Annotated in this window: 12 protein-coding genes and 1 other RNA gene; 5 read left to right on the forward strand and 8 right to left on the reverse strand. The window is 66.8% G+C overall.

Features of this window, described 5'->3' with window-relative positions:
- On the reverse strand, nt 1–486 hold the full coding sequence (gene bfr, locus ACCQ05_RS14320) for a bacterioferritin (RefSeq protein ID WP_372391039.1): 486 nt from the start codon (nt 484–486) through the stop codon (nt 1–3).
- Nucleotides 487–766: 280 nt separating this feature from the next.
- Between bfr and ACCQ05_RS14325 the strand changes: the two genes are divergently transcribed.
- Both ACCQ05_RS14325 and ACCQ05_RS14330 read left to right on the forward strand, forming a co-directional pair.
- Nucleotides 767–3,166 (forward strand): penicillin acylase family protein, encoded by a 2,400-nt coding sequence (locus ACCQ05_RS14325; protein ID WP_372391041.1) that lies wholly within the window; start codon nt 767–769, stop codon nt 3,164–3,166.
- A 487-nt stretch (nt 3,167–3,653) separates the two neighbouring features.
- The gene (locus ACCQ05_RS14330) at nt 3,654–5,798 is read left to right on the forward strand and encodes a TonB-dependent siderophore receptor (protein ID WP_372391043.1); all 2,145 of its coding nucleotides are present in this window, start codon (nt 3,654–3,656) and stop codon (nt 5,796–5,798) included.
- A 4-nt stretch (nt 5,799–5,802) separates the two neighbouring features.
- Here ACCQ05_RS14330 and ACCQ05_RS14335 read toward each other — a convergent pair.
- Nucleotides 5,803–5,879: non-coding RNA, sX9 sRNA (locus ACCQ05_RS14335), on the reverse strand.
- A 456-nt stretch (nt 5,880–6,335) separates the two neighbouring features.
- Here ACCQ05_RS14335 and hpaM point away from each other — a divergent pair.
- The gene (gene hpaM / locus ACCQ05_RS14340; RefSeq protein ID WP_228962411.1) at nt 6,336–7,388 is read left to right on the forward strand and encodes a type III secretion-associated outer membrane-bound protein HpaM; all 1,053 of its coding nucleotides are present in this window, start codon (nt 6,336–6,338) and stop codon (nt 7,386–7,388) included.
- A gap of 198 nt (nt 7,389–7,586) precedes the next feature.
- Here the strand turns inward: hpaM and asnB are convergent, their stop codons facing one another.
- The 6 genes from asnB to map all read right to left on the reverse strand — a co-directional run bounded on the left by asnB (nt 7,587) and on the right by map (nt 16,412).
- Complete coding sequence (asnB, locus tag ACCQ05_RS14345; RefSeq protein ID WP_372391045.1) at nt 7,587–9,281, reverse strand: asparagine synthase B; 1,695 nt, start codon at nt 9,279–9,281, stop codon at nt 7,587–7,589.
- Nucleotides 9,282–9,718: 437 nt separating this feature from the next.
- Complete coding sequence (gene dapE, locus ACCQ05_RS14350; RefSeq protein WP_372391047.1) at nt 9,719–10,852, reverse strand: succinyl-diaminopimelate desuccinylase; 1,134 nt, start codon at nt 10,850–10,852, stop codon at nt 9,719–9,721.
- 110 nt (nt 10,853–10,962) lie between these two features.
- Complete coding sequence (locus tag ACCQ05_RS14355) at nt 10,963–11,319, reverse strand: arsenate reductase (protein ID WP_228962407.1); 357 nt, start codon at nt 11,317–11,319, stop codon at nt 10,963–10,965.
- 541 nt (nt 11,320–11,860) lie between these two features.
- Nucleotides 11,861–13,012 carry a 2,3,4,5-tetrahydropyridine-2,6-dicarboxylate N-succinyltransferase gene (dapD, locus tag ACCQ05_RS14360; protein WP_372391049.1) on the reverse strand — a complete coding sequence of 384 codons (1,152 nt, stop codon included), beginning with the start codon at nt 13,010–13,012 and terminating at the stop codon, nt 11,861–11,863.
- A gap of 17 nt (nt 13,013–13,029) precedes the next feature.
- On the reverse strand, nt 13,030–15,639 hold the full coding sequence (locus ACCQ05_RS14365) for a [protein-PII] uridylyltransferase (protein ID WP_372360431.1): 2,610 nt from the start codon (nt 15,637–15,639) through the stop codon (nt 13,030–13,032).
- Entirely contained in the window at nt 15,636–16,412 is a 777-nt protein-coding gene (gene map, locus ACCQ05_RS14370) for a type I methionyl aminopeptidase (protein ID WP_104542654.1), read from the reverse strand. The genes ACCQ05_RS14365 and map overlap by 4 nt, the downstream gene beginning before the upstream one ends.
- Before the next feature lie 315 nt (nt 16,413–16,727).
- On the opposite strand from map, the gene ACCQ05_RS14375 reads away from it, so the two are divergent.
- Nucleotides 16,728–17,252 (forward strand): Csu type fimbrial protein, encoded by a 525-nt coding sequence (locus tag ACCQ05_RS14375; RefSeq protein ID WP_167394677.1) that lies wholly within the window; start codon nt 16,728–16,730, stop codon nt 17,250–17,252.
- Between the two features lie 8 nt (nt 17,253–17,260).
- On the forward strand, nt 17,261–18,031 hold the full coding sequence (locus tag ACCQ05_RS14380; RefSeq protein ID WP_372391051.1) for a fimbrial biogenesis chaperone: 771 nt from the start codon (nt 17,261–17,263) through the stop codon (nt 18,029–18,031).
- The last annotated feature ends 11 nt before the right edge of the window (nt 18,032–18,042 follow it).

Below are 18,042 nucleotides of genomic sequence, written 5' to 3' on the forward strand. Positions count from 1 at the left end.
TCAACCGGCTACGCGACCCTTGTCGATCTTGGAGGTCTGGTACAACTCCAGGCCGATCCGCTTGATCAGGCCCAGCTGCTGCTCCAGCCACCAGGCGTGGTCTTCTTCGGTGTCCTGCAGCTGCTTGAGCAGCACGTCTCGGCTGACATAGTCGCCATGCTCCTCGCACAGCTTCATGCCGGCGGCAAGCGCGGCGCGCACTTCGTATTCCACCACCAGATCGCGCTCGAGCATCTCCACCACCGTCTTGCCCGGGGTGAATTCGGCCGGTCGCATGTCCGGGTCGCCTTCCAGGAACAGAATGCGCCGCAGCAGCGCGTCGGCGTGCTCGGTTTCTTCCTGCATCTCGTGATTGATGCGCTCGTACAGCGCCATCAGGCCCTGGTCCTCGTAGCGGCGCGAGTGCAGGAAATACTGGTCGCGCGCGGCCAGCTCGCCGCGCAGCAGCTGCTTGAGGTAATCGACGACTTCGGGATGGCCTTTCATGGTGTGCTCCAGCGACGCAATGCGCGCATGGTGCCCTATGCGGGCGGGCAATGATCTAATCGGAATCACTTTCAGTTGCGCTTGCGCCCAGACCCATCACGGTCACGAGCGGAAGCGACACTGCCCGCGACGGACCAAACGCCTTGCAGCGACCAATCCGGCGCGGCCCGGGCGTCGAATCGGCATCTGCCGCTCGTACACTGCCGGTCGATCATACCGCCTGCCCCTAACCAACCGCCTGCCGCATCCGCCGCCCCCAACCGAACTCGAGGAACCGACAATGCGCAAATGGCTGGGCCGGCTATCGCTGGGAATCGTGGTGCTGGCGCTGGCTGCCGTTGCGACGGCGTACCTGCTGCTGCGCGGCAGCCTGCCGCAGCTGGACGGCACCACCGCGCTTGCCGGCTTGCGCGCACCGGTGGGCGTACAGCGCGATGGCAACGGCGTAGTCACCCTCGACGCGCAGGACCGGATCGATGCGATGCGTGCGCTCGGCTACGTGCATGCGCAGGAACGTTATTTCGAGATGGACCTGATGCGCCGCGCGCCCGCCGGCGAGCTGTCCGAACTGTTCGGTGCCAAGGCGCTGGATCTGGACAAGCGCAATCGCGTGCATCGGCTGCGCGCACGCGTGCGCGCCAACCTGGAGATCGCCATGGGCGGCCAGCGCGACGCGCTGCAGGCGTATACCGACGGGGTGAACGCCGGGCTGGCGGCGTTGCGGGTGCGGCCCTGGCCTTACGTGTTGCTGCGGCAGAGCCCGCGCGCCTGGAACATGGAGGATTCCATCCTCACCGGCCTGGCGATGTATGCCGACCTGCAGGACAACGACAACCAGACCGAGCTGGCCGCCGCGCGCATTCGCGCCGTGGTGCCGCCTGCGCTGGCCGCACTGCTCGATCACCAGGGGTCGAGCTGGGATGCGCCCCTGTTCGGCCCACCCCAGGGCGATGCCAGCTTGCCGGATGCGGCAGCGCTGGACCTGCGCCGGCTGCCGCATCCGCCCACCACACCGCACATCGAGCAGCCCACCCCGGGCAGCAACAACTTCGCGGTGGATGGCACGCTCACCGCAGACGGCCGCGCCATCGTCGCCGACGACATGCACCTGGGCCTGCGTGCGCCCAACATCTGGTTCCGCGCGCGCTTGCGCTACCGCGACACCAGCGCCACCGACGGCAAGGTGGATGTCACCGGTTTCACCCTGCCCGGCCTGCCGGCGATGGTGGTGGGCAGCAATGGACATGTGGCCTGGGCCTTCACCAACAGCTATATCGACACCGCCGACTTCGCACGCATTCCCGCCGCAACGCCCGCGCATCCGCAAGCGCTGACCACACATGTGGAAACCATCCGCGTGGCCGGCGCCGCGCCGGTACGCCTGGACGTGCGCGAAGCGGCCTGGGGGCCGATCGTGCACGCGAACGCCGACGGCAGCCTGCTGGCGTTGCGCTGGGCCGCGCAGTTGCCGGGCGCGATCGGCCTGGACTTTGCGCAGATGAGCAGCGCCGGCGACCTGGAAGGCGCCTTCGCCGTGGCGGACCGCTCGGGCATTCCCGCACAGAACCTGATAGTGGCCGACCGCAGCGGACGCATCGCCTGGCGCCTGATCGGCGCGCGCCCCGCGCGCAATGCCGGCTGCAGCCCGACGGGCATCGCAGAACTGGCGAACGCCTCGGTGTCGGTACCGCCAGCGACCATTCCGCCAACCATCGCCACGGCTGGCTGCACGCCCTGGCCGGTGCGCAGCGATGATGCGCCTGCCTTGGTCGACCCGCCCTCGCATCGGCTCTGGACCGCCAACAGCCGCGTCGTCGACGCGCAGCAGCTGGCGATCCTCGGCAACGCCGGCTACGACCTCGGCGCGCGGGCGCAGCAGATCCGCGACGACCTGTTCGCCAGGCATCGCTTCACCGAGCGCGATCTGCTGGCGATCCAGCTGGACGATCGCGCGGTGCTGCTGACGCGCTGGTGGCAGCTGTTGCGTGGCGTGGTCACGCACAGCAAGGACCCGGCACTGCAGCAGATCGAGCGCGTCACGCGGCACTGGGACGGCCGCGCGTCCGCCAGCTCGGTCAGCTACCGCATCGTGCGCGAGTTCCGCAGCAAGACCATCGATGCGGTGGAGGCCGGATTGCTGGCGCCGGCGAAGTCGGCGCTGGGCGAGGGGTTCCTGCCGCCACGGCGGGCACAGATGGAAGGGATCGTCTGGCCGTTGCTGCAGCAGCGCCCGGTGCATCTGCTGCCGCCCGATCATGCCAGCTGGGATCAACTCCTCGTCGATGCCGCGCGCGATGCGCACACTGCGCTGCTGGCGCAAGGCGAGCCGGGCCAGCCGCTCGGCGAACGCAGCTGGGGCGAACGCAACACCGCGGCCATCTGCCACCCGATCGCGCGGGCCCTGCCTGCGCTCGCCAGGCGCGGGCTGTGCATGCCGCCCGATCCACTGCCGGGCGATCGCGATATGCCGCGCGTGCAAGGCCCGGCGTTCGGCGCCTCCGAACGCATGGTGGTCTCCCCTGGCCACGAGCAGGACGGCATCGTGCACATGCCGGGCGGCCAGAGCGGACACCCGCTGTCGCCGTTCTGGGGCGCAGGACACGACGATTGGGTGCATGGCCGGCCCACCCCATTCTTACCCACCGCCACCCGCCATACGCTGCAATTGCAGCCGAAGTAAGCCGGTTCATGGCGCTTGGTTGATCGGGACGAGGACGTCGGCGTGTTCGTATTGCCTCGTTGATCGGTGCGAGCACGCGGCGCTGGCGCGTGTGCCCTGGAGCGCCCGCGCGGAAAGCGCGGGCCGGAGCGCAGAGCGGGGTCGGGATGGGGGACGCGCGTATGCCATGCCACGGTCGCATGCGATGCCGCGCATCCTGCGCTGCTTTCGAGCAGCCTTCTGCATTACGAACGGCTTTCTGCATGACATGCGGCATGGGGCTTCGCTCGTACCCTCATCCGCCCTTCGGGCACCTTCTCCCGATGGGAGAAGGGATGCGCTGCACGTCTGCGACTTGGCGATTTGCGATCTGGCGTCTGCGAGTACGCATTGCAGCTCGCACCTGTGCACATCCGTGCGCCGCAGCTATTGCTTCGCCCACGATCCGAGAAATCAAGCAAGCACAACATGCTAAGATGCATTTGATAACCATTCCCATTATTGAACAATGCGCCCCACGCTCCTTGTCACCGCGCTCGCCACTGCGCTGGCGCTGGCGTTGACCTCGCCCCACGCCCTCGCCCAGCAACACACCCACACCGATGTCACCGAGCTCGATGGCGTCAACGTGATCGGCCGTGCGCAGACCCTGTACAAATCCGAAGATGCCGCAGTGGCCACGCGCACCGACACCCCGCTGGCGCTGGTGCCGCAGTCGGTGCAGGTACTGCCGCGCGAGTTGATCGACGATCAGGCCGCCCGCCAGATCACCGATCTGTATCGCAGCATCAGCGGCATCAGTTTCTTCAGCTATGCCGGCGTCACCCTGCGCGGGTTCCGCCAGGAAAACGTGCTGTACGACGGCCTGCGCGGCGATCCGTATGCCGGTTTCTCGGTGCCGCAGCTGTTCAATATCGAACGGGTGGAAGTGCTCAAGGGACCAGCCGGCGCCCTGTATGGCGGCGGCGAACCGGGCGGCGTCATCAACTACGTTACCCGCAAGCCTGCGCACCAGGCGCAGCGAAGGGTGGAGCTGCAACTGGGCAATCAGTCCTTCGGCGCGGCCTCGTTCGAAGCCACCGGTCCGGCGCGCGCCGATGGCCGGGTGCGCTACCGCATCGGTGCGTATGCCGATGGCGAAGACGGCTTCCGCTGGAATACCGACAGCCAGAGCCAGATCGGCGATGCCTCGGTGGCGCTGGACATCGGCCGGACCGGGGAACTGGTCCTGCAATACACCGACATCACCCAGAACCTGGGCGGCAATCGCCTGCGCGGCGTGCCGGTGGACGACGATGGCAACTTCCTCACCGACCGGCGCTGGAACCACAACGAGCCCACCGACTTCCTGGACATGCGCGCCAAGGTGGCGTTCGCGCAATATCGCTTCTCGCCGTCCAGCGCGTGGGATATGGACATGGCACTGCGCTGGTTCAAGAACGATGAGCATCAGATCTATCACGAGCCGATGGGCCTGATCGATCGCGATCGCGATGGCAGCGCCGAATGGATGACACGCCAGTTGCGCAACCAGTACCGCGACAACGATGCGATCTCCGGCAACGTCAACGCGGTGTTTCGCACCAGCACCGGCGGCATCGAACACAAGGTGCTGATGGGCGCCGACTACTACCGGCTGGATGCCGATTTCCGTGCGCAGACCGCCAACACCGCAGACACCGGACGCGTCCGCGGGCCCGTGCCGGGCATCGACCTGTTCAACCCGGTGTACGGCCGCAGCGGTTTCTACGACTACGGCCTGGACACGTTGCCCTGGCGTGCCACCAGCACCCGCAGCCAGCGCTACGGTGCCTATCTGCAGGACGAACTTACCCTCAGCCCGCGCTGGCATGCGATGGCCGGGCTGCGCTGGGACGGCTTCAAGGACGACAACCTGCTGGATGATTCGCGCGTCACCGGCAACGATCTCAGCTGGCGCGTCGGCAGCACCGTGGTACTGCGCGAAGGCATCAATGCCTATGCCAGCTACGCCAGCGGTTTCGTGCCGCAGGATGCGGCCAGCCAGGACGCCAGCGTGGGCGGGCCCTTCGACCCGGAGCGCAGCAAGCAGTGGGAGCTGGGCCTGAAGACCGCGCTCAACGATGGCGGGCTCAGCTTGAACACCGCGCTGTATCGCATCGAGCGCAGCAATATCGTGCAGGCGAACGGGCAGATCGTGGACGGCGTCAATCAGCTGTCCGCATTGGGTCTGGTGCGCAGCGAAGGGCTGGAGGTCGACCTGCTGGCCGACCTCACCGAGCGCTGGGTGCTCAACCTCACCTACGCCTACAACGATGCGCGCGTGCTCGATGCCGGCACCAATGGCATCACCAATGCCTCCGGTGACCGCTTCGCCAATGCGCCGCGCAACACCTTCGGACTGTGGACGCGTTACGACCTGCCGGCCTGGCGCTCGGCCATCGCCTTCGGCGCCGACTACGTGGGCGAACGCGTCAGTCTGGATGGTCAGCGTGTCAAGCCATATGCGATCTACGACATCAGCTGGCAGACCCAGTGGGATGCGTGGAAGCTGCAGGTCAACGTCAAGAACCTGTTCGACAAGGTCTATGCCGTCAGCGGTTTCAACGCCCGCGGCGGGCATTTCCCAGGCGAGCAGCGGCGTATCTACGCGCAGCTGGCCTACAGCTTCTGAGAGCGACCAACAGAACGTTGCGAGCGGTCGTGCGGTGGGCGTGGAAGGCGCGCCCGGAACCGGAGCGTAGGTGTGGTGCATGCCGCGCCCAGCACCGGCCGCGCCCGCCTGATGGCCTCGCGCACAGGTGTCAGGTGGACGCGGCGACGAACCGATGATCGGCATGGCGCGTGGTGCATGTCGATTCCGTGCACCAATCGCTCCATGCACCGACCGCATCTGCCTGGAGGCAGCGCAGCAAGTGTGTCGATTGCTTGGAGCGCGCCGGTGCGCGTGTCGCCTGGCACGCAGGCAGCGCGCTTTCGACCTGCAGCGCATGGCTCACACCACGCGCACGCCGACGAGCGCGAATGCTGTACCGACTGCGGCGTGGCGCGCATCCCTCCTCGCGTGCGGCCCCAGGCAATGAACCTGCGCCGAATCGCGCAGGCGCGCCTGGGCCGGAACTTAACGTCCGGTGGGACACACTAGAGGCCGTCGCGATCGATTGCCCGCTCACGCACGATCGCCCCCCTCCCCTCACTGACCGGAATCCGCATGCCTCAGCTTGCCCGCTCCGTTTCCGCCCTGTTACCCCTGGTGTTCGCCGCCGCCTGTTCGGCCGCGCCGCCAACCACTCCCGGCCCGCCGGCCGCGCCCGTGGCCACTTGCACCGCCAAGGTCAGGCCCGGACAGGACCTGCAAAAAGCCATCGACAAGCTGCCGCAAGGCGACAAGCCCGCGGTGCTGTGCCTGGAAAAAGGCGAGTTCCCGCTCAACGGGCTGGTGTCCATCCATCGCGGCAACCTGGTCCTGCGTGGCAAGGGTCCGGCGACGGTGCTGCGGATGGCCGATGGCGTACAGCAGCCGGCGCTGGTGGTGGGCGACTATGAGAACCAGCGGCCGACCGGCGTGATCCGCAATGTCAGCATCGAGGACATGCAGATCGTGGCCAGCACCGGCGACCAGGAATTCATGCCCGAGCGTCCTTATCTGAGCAACAGCGCCGTGGTGGTCCGTTCCGGCGAAGGTATCCGCCTGGCCGGCCTGCAGGTCAACAAGTGCCGCAGCGCCTGCCTGCTGAGCGAATACGACACGCGCGATATCACCATCGAGAACAACGACGTGTCCGGCGCGATCTGGGACGGGGTGTCGTTCAACCGCACCGCCAAGGTCACCATGGTCAACAACTACATCCACGACAACGTAGCCGCAGGCCTGACCACCGAGCACCTGGAAGACAGCGAGATCCGCAACAACCGCTTCGAGCGCAACGGCAGCCAGGGCATCTATCTGTCGGACGCGCGACGCAACCGCTTCAGCAACAACGTGTTCGATGGCAACAAGGTGGCCGGCGTCTTCCTGGCCTGCGCCATCCGCTACCGCACGCCGGAGATCCTGTGCTGGGACAACAGCATGAGCCAGGACAACGTGTTCGAGAACAACCGCTTCGCCAATACGCCGTTTACCTACACCATCGGTGTGGACCGTGCGGCCAACTGCACCGCCGCCGACTTCAAACCGAACATCTGGCGCAACAACCAGGCCGACGTGGCGGGGGTGGATATCGATCCGCAGCGCTACGGCTACTGCGTGCGCCACGAGCAATGAGCGCGGCCGACAGCATGTAGCGCGCAGTCGCCGGGTGGGTGGCGCGCGCAGGAGCCGGAGCGCACGGCCAGGACATGCCGATCCCGGGCACCGGCCACGCCCGCCTGACGGCTGCGCAGCAGTCTGTTGGCCGCTCCCGGGCCGGAGCGGCCGGCAGCGCCTCGGCGCATGCCGGCCGCTGCGGTTGGTTGCCGCGGATTACGACGCCAGCGCCTGCGCATGCACCCCTGCGATGGCGCGGCCGGACGGGTCGGCCATCGCGGCGAAGCTTGCGTCCCAGGCAATGGCTGTCGGCGAGGAACAGGCGATCGACTTGCCGCCCGGCACCGTCTCGGCCGCTGCCTGGCCGGGGAAGAACTGCTCGAACAGGCTGCGGTAGAAATACGCTTCCTTGGTCTGCGGCGGGTTGACCGGAAAACGCCGGTCGGCCGCGGCCAGTTCGCGATCGCTGACATGCGCGGCCGCATGCGCCTTGAGCCCGTCGATCCAGCCATACCCCACGCCGTCGCTGAACTGCTCCTTCTGCCGCCACAGGATGGAATCGGGCAGATACCCGGCAAACGCCTCGCGCAGCACGCCTTTTTCCATCCGGATCGCGCCGCCGCTGGTCTTGTCGATCATCTTGTGGCTGGCGTCCATGCGCATGGCCACATCCAGGAACTCGCGATCCAGAAACGGCACGCGCGGCTCCACGCCCCAGGCCATCATCGACTTGTTGGCGCGCAGGCAATCGTAGTTGTTGAGCGCGTCGAGCTTGCGCACCAGCTCCTCGTGGAATTCGCGGGCGTTGGGCGCCTTGTGGAAGTACAGATAGCCGCCGAAGATTTCGTCGCTGCCCTCGCCCGACAGCACCATCTTGACGCCCATCGCCTTGATCCGTCGCGCCAGCAGGAACATCGGCGTGGAAGCGCGGATGGTGGTGACGTCATAGGTCTCGATGTGGCGGATCACTTCCGGCAACGCATCCAGCCCTTCTTCGAAGGTGTATTCGAAACCGTGATGCACGGTGCCGATCGCCGCGGCAGCCACTTCGGCAGCGGCAAGATCCGGCGAGCCCTTCAACCCGATCGCGAACGAATGCAGCCGCGGCCACCAGGCTTCGGTGGTGTCGTTCTCCTCGATGCGATGGCGTGCGTAGCGCGCGGCCACGGCGGCGACCAGCGACGAATCCAGGCCGCCGGACAACAACACTCCGTACGGCACGTCGGTCATCAGCTGGCGGTGCACCGCACGTTCGAACGCCTCGCGCAATTCCTGCAGCGGCACCTGCACGCCCTCCACTTCGCCGTACTCGCGCCAGGCGCGCTCGTAGTAGCGGCTGAGTGCGCCGGTGGCGCTGTCGTACCAATGGCCCGGCGGAAACTGCGCGGCATCGGCGCAATGGTCCACCAGCGACTTCAGTTCGGAGGCCACCCGCAACCGCCCTTCGCGGTCGTGGCCCCAGTACAACGGCACCACGCCGATCGGATCGCGCGCGATGATCACCCGCCCGGCGGCCTTGTCCCACAGCGCGAAGGCGAAGATGCCGTTGAGCCGGTTGAGATACGAGGCCGGCGCATCCTCGCGGTACAGCGCATTGATCACCTCGCAATCGGAGCCGGTCTGGAAGGCGTATGGCTGCAGCAGTTCGGCCTTGAGTTCGCGATGGTTGTAGATCTCACCGTTGACCGCCAGCACCAGTTGCCCGTCCTCGGACAGCAACGGCTGCGAGCCGCCGGCCGGGTCGACGATGGCCAGCCGCTCGTGCACCAGGATCGCACCGGCATCGACATGGACGCCGCTCCAGTCCGGGCCGCGATGCCGTTGCCGTTGCGAACATTCCAGCGCCTGCCGACGCAGGGCCTGCATATCGTCGCCGGGTTGCAGGCCGAAAATACCGAAAATGGAACACATGGAAACACTCCTGATGAAACTGCGGGATTGAGTGGCCGGTGGACAAGCGTGCTGCACGAGAATGACATCCATAAAAAAACCCGCATCGGCCGATGCGGGTTTTCTGATTCCTGGGCGTTTGGTTGTACTTCGCCTAGTCGCAGACCCGCATCGGCCGCGCACGATTATTCGCGCGCAGGGCGTTGCGGTTGGCGTTATCGAGGTTGGCGAGGCACAGGTCCATGCAGGCGACGCTAACCGTTCGTTTTCCCTGGCGCAACTGTTTCAGCGGCAACGACGCAGAGAGCCAATTGCAGCAGGTAGCGAGCAGTCGTCAGGTGGTGTGGATGGCGCGCCCAGCACCGGAAGATGCGAGTGGTACATGCCGATTCCGAGCACCGGCTGCCGCGCGCCTGGCGGCTGCGCAACGGTTCCGTGCGCTTCCTGCGCACCGCCACTCACTCGATCAGCAGCCGCTCGACCAGCTTGCGATACAGCGCAGGCAGGGCCTGAAGATCGGCCACGCGCACGTGCTCGTCGACCTGATGGATGCTGGCATTGACCGGGCCGACTTCGATGCACTGCGCGCCCAGCGGCGCGATGAAGCGCGCATCGGAGGTGCCGCCGCCGGTGCTTTCTTCCGGCGGCGCGCCAGCGAACTGGCTCAGCACCTCGCGCGCGACGCTGCGCAGGCGGCCCTCGGGGGTGTAGAAGGGTTCACCGCTGCGATGCCAGCGCAGCGCGTAGTCCAGCCCGTGTTGATCGAGCATGGCGGCGATTTCTGCTTCCAGCCGCGGCGCATCCCAATGCGGGGTATAGCGAAGATTGAAGGCGACCTGCAGCTCGCCGGGAATCACGTTGTTGGCGCCGGTGCCGGCATGGATGTTGGACAGTTGCAGGCTGGTGGGCGGAAAACTTTCGAAGCCCTCGTCCCACTGCCGGGCCACCAGCTCGGCCAGCGCCGGCGCGGACTGGTGGATCGGGTTGCGCGCCTTGTGCGGGTAAGCCACATGCCCTTGCACGCCGCGCACCGTGAGCGCACCGGACAGGCTGCCGCGCCGACCCACCCGCAGCAAGTCGCCCAGCCGTTCGGTGGACGACGGCTCGCCGGTGATGCACCAGTCGATGCGCTGCCCGCGCGTGCGCAGCAGCTCGGCCACGCGGCGCACGCCGTCGATGGCATCGCCTTCTTCGTCGGAGGTGAGCAGTACCGCCAGCGTGCCGGGATGCTGCGGGTGCGCGGCTACGAACTGCTCTGCAGCGACGACGAACGCGGCCACGCTGCCCTTCATGTCGGCCGTGCCGCGCCCGTACAACACGCCATCGCGGATCTGCGCTTCGAATGGATCGCTGGTCCACGCATCGCGCGGTCCTGGCGGCACCACGTCGGTATGCCCGAGCAAGACAAGCACCGGTGCACCGCTGCCATGCGTGGCCCAAAGATTGTCGACCTCGCCCAGGCGCAGGTGTTCGCACGCAAAACCTGCGGCAGCCAGGCGCTCGGCAAGCATCGTCTGGCAGCCGGCATCGTCGGGAGTCACCGACGCGCGCGCGATCAGGTCGCAGGTCAATTGCAGGACGTCGCTGGTCATCATGATCTCTAGCTTGTGGATGCATGCCGCGCATGCATGGAAACGGGCAGCGTGCGCCTGCACGCAGCAATCGGCAGGCCATCAGGCGAAACGATGACGCCGCATTGGCGTCAGCCGATCGAAAAGCGCGCCTTGAAGCCGTTGTCGGAAAAGCCCTGGCTGACGACGCCGTCGTCGGTCACCACCACCGGGCGGCGGATCAGTTGCGGATACTCACGCAGCAGCAGTTTCCATTCCGCGTCCGAGCCTGGCGTCTTTCTGTTGTCGGGCAACTGCCGCCAGGTGGTGGAGGACTTGTTGATCAAGGCGTCGAATCCGCCGGCCTTGCCGGCCCACTCCAGCAGCGTTTCCGGCGAGGGCTTGTTGTCGCGGTAATCCACAAACGCATGGGCGACACCGAAACGGTCCAGCCACTTGGTGGCCTTCTTGCAGGTGTCGCAGTTCTTCAATCCGTAGAGCGTGGTCATTTCTGTATCCCGAAAAATCGGCCTGTAATGCCCCTCTTCCGCCGGGAGAGGGGTTGGGGTGAGGGTACGGGCGCAGCCTAGTGCAGACCGTGCAGCAGGCCTTGCTCTCGCCCTCATCCGGCGCTGCGCGCCACCTTCTCCCCATGGGAGAAGGGAAGCACGCGCGTCCTCATTCAACGCGAGTACCTTGCAATGCCCCTCTCCCGCCGGGAGAGGGGTTGGGGTGAGGGTACGGGCGCAGCCTCGTGCAGAACGTGCACCAGGCGTTACTCGCGCCCTCATCCGGCGCTGCGCGCCACCTTCTCCCCGTGGGAGAAGGGAAGCACGCGTGTCCTCATTCAATGCGAGTACCTTGCAAGGCCCCTCTCCCACCGGGAGAGGGGTTGGGGTGAGGGTACGGGCGCAGCCTCGTGCAGACCGTGCACCAGGCCTTGCTCGCGCCCTCATCCGGCGCTGCGCGCCACCTTGTCCCCATGGGAGGAGGGAAACATGCATCTCACGCCCGAGCAATTCGCAGCACTCCTCACGATGGACAAACGGATCAATCCGCCAGCCCGCGCAGCAGTTCGTTGACGCTGGTCTTGCTACGCGTCTTGGCATCGACCTGCTTGACGATCACCGCGCAATACAGCGAGTGCGAGCCGTCCTTGGAGGGCAACTGACCGGAGACGACCACGCTGTAAGGTGGCACATAGCCGTAGGAAATCTCGCCGGTGGCACGGTTGTAGATGCGCGTGCTCTGGCTGATGAACACCCCCATGCCGATCACGCTGTGGTGGCCGACGACCACGCCTTCGACCACTTCCGAGCGCGCACCGATGAAGCAATGGTCTTCGATGATGGTGGGGCTGGCCTGCAGGGGTTCGAGCACGCCGCCAATGCCGGCGCCGCCGGACAGATGGCAATGCTTGCCGATCTGCGCGCACGAGCCCACCGTGGCCCAGGTGTCGACCATGGTGCCTTCGCCGACATACGCGCCGATATTGGTGAAGCTCGGCATCAGCACCACGTCCTTGCCGAAATAGCTGCCGCGGCGCGCCACCGCGCCCGGCACCACGCGCACGCCGGCCTTGCGGAATTCCGCTTCGTGGAAGCCGGCAAAGCGCGATTCCACCTTGTCCCAGAACGGCGCCGGCTGCGCATCGATCACCGCCATCTCGTTGACGCGGAAATACAGCAGCACGGCCTTCTTCAACCACTCGTTGACGGTCCAGCCACCCTGCCCGTCCGGCTCGGCCACGCGGAATTGTCCGCTTTCCAGGCCGTCGATCACGCGATTGACGATGGTGCGGGTGGAGCCGTCGATCTCGTCCATGGTCAAGGTGGCGCGACGCTCGAAGGCGCTTTCGATGCCGAACCTGAGCTCATCGTCGCCCACATGGGTTGCCGCGCTCTGCACCGCCTGTTCGGCGATCGGCCGCTTCCTGGCGGCAGCGGCCTTCCTGGCCGCCGGCGTGGAGACCACACTGGTCGGCTGCCTGGCCACGCGCGGCGCGCCAGCCGACTTCTTCACCGCAGCGTTCTTTGCCACAGCGGGCCTGGATGCAGCGTTCTTGCCGACAGCTGCCAGTGGCTTCGCCTTGGCGGCGGGCATTGCCTTGGCGGCCTTGCTGCTGCGCGTGCCGGCTTGCTTGGATGCGGCGCTGGCAGCGCTCGCGCTGGACTTGCGCGCGGTCTTCTTGGTGGTGGCCATGGGGGTCTCCAGGAGTGCTAGGCGGGATCGAGACAGGCGCATAGCGCATCGCGCAGCGCCTGCCGGGCGGATTCGGACAACGGGCGGTCGTGCTCGTCGGTGATCTGGAACTGGTCCTCGGCACGCTCGCCGAAGGTGGCGATGCGTGCGTCGTGCACGCGCAGGTGCTGCATCCGCAGTACATGCGCGATGTCGGCGAGCAGACCGGGGCGGTCGGGTGCGACCAGGCTGATGCGGGTACGGCGGCCGCCGGCGCTTTCGCTGAATTCCACCCGCGGCGCGAAGCGGAAATGCCGCAACTGGCGCGGCACCGCGCGTCGCGCCGGGCGCACCTTCGCCAGGTCGCCGGCCAGCACCTGACGCACGGTCGCGGCCAGTCGCTGCGGGTCGCCGTCGGCAAAGCTGTCCTGCGGCAGGACCTCGAACACGTCGAAGATCGCATCGTGCGGCGCGTCCAGCACGCGCGCGCGATGGATGCCATAGCCCTTGCGGTCCAACGTGGCCACGATCGCCGAAAACAGGCCGTCGCGGTCGGGCGAGTACACGAACACTTCCAGCGCATCGTTGTCAGGCACCGCACGCCGCGCCTTGACCAGGGTCTGGCCGATCTCCACCTCGATCAGCGAGGCGGCCTGCCAGGCCAGTTGTTCGGGACGGAAGCGCAGGAAGTTTTCGTCCGGCATGCCGGCGAACTGGCGGTCGATGGTGACATCGTCATGCCCTTGCGCCTGCATCAGCGCGCGTGCGGATTCGCGCGCCTCGCGCAGGCGTTCCTCGCGCGGCGGCGGGTGTTCCAGCCCTTCGCGCAAGGCGCGGCGTGCGGCGAAATACAGGTCGGCCAGCAAGCGGTCCTTCCACGCATTCCACAACTTGGGGCTGGTGCCGGCGATATCGGCGCAGGTCAGCAGATAGAGGTAATCCAGGCGCTCGCGGGTGCCCACCAGGGTGGCGAAGCGGTGGATCACCTCCGGGTCGGAGATGTCCTGCTTCTGTGCGGTGACCGACATGCGCAGGTGCTGCTCCACCAGCCAGGTCACCAGTTCGGTATCGCCTTCGCTCAGGCGGTGCGCCAGGCAGAACGCACGCGCATCCACCGCGCCCAGTTCGGAATGATCGCCGCCACGGCCCTTGGCGATGTCATGGAACAGGCCGGCCAGCAACAGCAATTCCGGCTTGCGCAGGCGCGGCCAGACTTCATGCGTGATCGAGAAGCGCTCGTCGGCGCGGCCGGCGGCGAACAGCGCGATGTTCCGCAGCACCATCAAGGTGTGCTGATCGACCGTGTAGACATGGAACAGATCGAACTGCATGCGCCCGGAGACGCTGGCAAACGCGGGAATCCACTGCCCCAGCACGCCCAGCCGCGCCATGCGGTTGAGCGTTTCCACCGCGCGCGGGCCGCGCAGCAGCGCCATGAAACGATCGCGCGTGGCCGCATCGGCGACGTCGTAGGCCGGCAGAGCGTGCAGCACCTCGGCCAGCGCGCGCGCGGTCAGCGAGTGCAGCCCGCGCACCTCGCGATGCGCGGCCCATTGCGCGAACAACGCGAGCACCTGCAACACATCGCCGTCGGGCCAGCTGTCGGCATCGGCAGCCAGGTAGCCACGGCGCAGGCTGAAACCGTCGCCCAGCGGCTCGGGGACCGCTTCGCCATCGAACTGTTCCTCGAAGCGCTGCAGCAGCCGGTCGCTGATGCGGCGAATCAGCGCAGCGCTGCGGTAGAAGCGCTGCATCATCTTTTCCACGCCCAGGCTTTCCGGGTCGTCGGCGAAGCCCAGCCGCTGCGCCAGGGTCTTCTGGTAGTCGAAGCGCAGGCGCTCTTCCGGCCGGTTGGCGACCAGATGCAGGCCAAAGCGCAGCCGCGCCAGTTCCTCGCGCTCGCGGCGCAGCGCCGCCGCCTCGTCGAAACCGACATGGCCCAGCCCGACCAGCGCTTCCAGATCCTTGACCCCGAACGCACGCAACGCCATCCAGCCCAGCGTCTGCAGATCGCGCAGGCCGCCCGGGCCATCCTTGATGTCGGGTTCGAGGTTATCGGCGGTATCGCCGAAGCGCTGATGGCGTGCCAGCAATTCCTCGCGCTTGGCCTGGAAGAAATCGCGCGGCGGCCACACCTGTTGCGGCGCGATCGCCTTGGCCAGTGCCGCGCGCGCAGCGGCATCGGCCACCAGCGCGCGCGATTCGATCAGCGCGGTGAGCACCGTCTGGTCGGCCGCGGCCGCCGTGCACTGCGCGGGCGAGCGCACCGCGTGACTGATCGGCAGGCCTACATCCCACAGCAGCGCGAACAGGCGCGCCAGATGCTGCTCATGCTGTTGCTGGGCCGCGCTTTCGCCCAGCACCAGCACATCCACATCCGAGCGCGGAAACAGCTCGCCACGTCCGTAGCCGCCCACCGCGTGCAGCGACAGACCGCTGTCGGCCGGGATGCAGCGGGCCCAGGCATTGCGCATCAACTGATCCACGGCGCGCGCACGCAAGGCCACCAGCCGCTCGATCGGCTCGCCCTGGTCGAAACGCTTGCACAGGCGCATGTCCGCATGCACCAGCAGCGGACGGGCCTGTGCGGCCCAGTCCGCGTCGCCGGCGACGCCCGGGTCGGGTCGCTCCGCCGGCGCGTCCGTCATACCGGCGCGGGCGAATTGGCCGACAGCGTCAGCACATCCACGCCGTCTTCGGTTACCGCCACCATGTGTTCCCACTGCGCGGACAACTTGCGGTCCTTGGTCACCACGGTCCAGCCGTCGGGCAGGGTCTTATGGTGATAGGTGCCTTCGTTGATCATCGGCTCGATGGTGAAGGTCATGCCCGGCTTGAGCACCAGGCCCTCGCCCGGACGGCCGTAATGCATCACCTGCGGTTCGTCGTGATAGACCTTGCCGATGCCGTGGCCGCAGTAGTCGCGCACCACGCTGAAGCGCTCGGCTTCGGCGAACTTCTGGATCGCGTGCCCTACATCGCCCAGGGTGGCACCGGGCTTGACCGCACGGATGCCACGCCACATCGCCTCATAGGTGGTCTCCACCAGCCGCTTGGCCATCACCGAGGGCGTGCCCACGTAATACATGCGGCTGGTATCGCCATGCCAGCCATCCTTGATCACGGTGACATCGATGTTGACGATATCGCCGTCTTTCAGCACCTTGGCCGCGCTGGGGATGCCGTGGCAGATCACATTGTTGACCGAGGTGCACACGCTCTTGGGAAAGCCGCGGTAGCCCACGTTGGCAGGAATGGTGCCCTGCACGTTGACGATGTGGTCGTGGCAGATGCGGTCCAGTTCGGCCGTGGTCACGCCCGGCTTGACATGCGGGGCCACGATATCGAGCACCTCGGCGGCCAGGCGGCCGGCGACACGCATCAGTTCGATTTCTTCTTTGGTTTTCAGATTGACACTCATGGCGGGGATTATCGCCGATCCGGGCTGAATCTGAACGGCCCGCGCCGACGTTTTTTGTACGCCACCGCGGCTCGGCAAGCGGACCGGGCAACAGGAAACCGCCACCGTTGCCCATTCATCCGTGACGATGTGCACGCAGCGTCAAGATTTGCACTAGCGAAGTCATGCGCAAGACATCGCAGATTTGACGAAAGCGCCAGCAGAAACAGGTAGATACAAGCTGAATTCGCCGCTATGTTTGGCACGGCGGATGCATTGCATGAGCAGCGACGAGTGGTCGCGTCATCAATGACCTGATCGGTCAAGGAAATGTCCATGCGTACTGTCCGCCCTGTCCTGCTGTCCCTTGGCCTGCTCTCGACCGTCGGCATCGCCAGCGCAGCAGATACCACCACCTTCAACGTCAAGATCGCCGTGACCAAGGCCTGCACCATCACTGCCGCCTCCGCCACCGACGTGGACTTCGGTTCGGTGCTGTCGACCTCGACCGCCAACGCCGATGCCAACGGCAGCGTGACCGCCCAGTGCACGGCGCTGACGCCCTACAACATCGCGCTGAGCGCGGGCAGCAACGCCGGCACCGCCAACGACGTCACCACCCGCCGCATGAAGAACGCCGACCCGCTGGTCACCACCAACAACTACATCGCCTACCAGCTGTACCAGGACCTGGGCCGCAGCACCGTCTGGGGCAGCACCACCGGCACCAATACGCTCAGCCGCACCGCTACCGGCATCAACCAGGTCTATCCGGTCTACGGCCGCGTGACCAATCCCTCGGCTAACAACCCCGCCACCGGTAGCTACCAGGACACGATCACCGCCACGATCATCTACTGAGGCCACGCATGTCCTTGCATTGCTGCCTGCCCCGTCACCTGGCCTCCTGGCCGATCCGCGCCGCACTGGCACTGCTGTTGGTGCTGGTCGGCGGCTGGCTGTCGCTGCCGGCGCACGCGGCCAGCCTGCAACTGGCGCCGACCTCGCTCAGCCTGAGCGCAGAGCAGGCCGCCGACGGGTTGTGGCTGAGCAATAGCGGCGGTGCGCCGGTGCAGGTACAGACCCGCGCCTATCGCTGGACCCAGCGCGATGGCCAGGACCAGCTCGAGCCGACCCAGGAGCTGCTGGTCAGCCCGCCGATGCGCACCCTGGCCGCCGGCGAGCGCCAGCTGATCCGGGTGATTCGCGCCGGGCCGCCCCCCACCGGGGAGGAACGCTGCTACCGCATCATCGTCGACGAACTTCCCAGTGCCGATGCCGACCGCAAGGGCATGCAGTTCGTGCTGCGCTATTCGGTGCCGATCTTCGTGCTGCCACCGGGCAACAGCGAACCGGCGCCCAGCCTGAGCGCACAGGTGGTTGCCGGCAGCGACGGCACCGCACAGATCCAGATCCGCAACACCGGCAACGGGCACGCCCAGGTGGCCGACCTGCAACACCGCGTCGACGGCGCGACCAAGAGCGCGCTGAGCGGCCTGGTCGGCTACGTGCTGCCCGGCCAGACCATGCGCTGGTCGCTGGGCGCGCCGGTGGCGCAGTTCGCGCGCGGCTCCATCGTCGCAAGGATCAATGGTGAGGCCGACGAACGCACCCTGCTGGCCGTGCCCGCGGCCCCGTGACGCGGCCCGGC

Origin of the sequence: Xanthomonas sp. NCPPB 3582 (assembly GCF_041475735.2) — a bacterium.
GTDB classification, from domain to species: Bacteria; Pseudomonadota; Gammaproteobacteria; order Xanthomonadales; family Xanthomonadaceae; genus Xanthomonas; species Xanthomonas codiaei.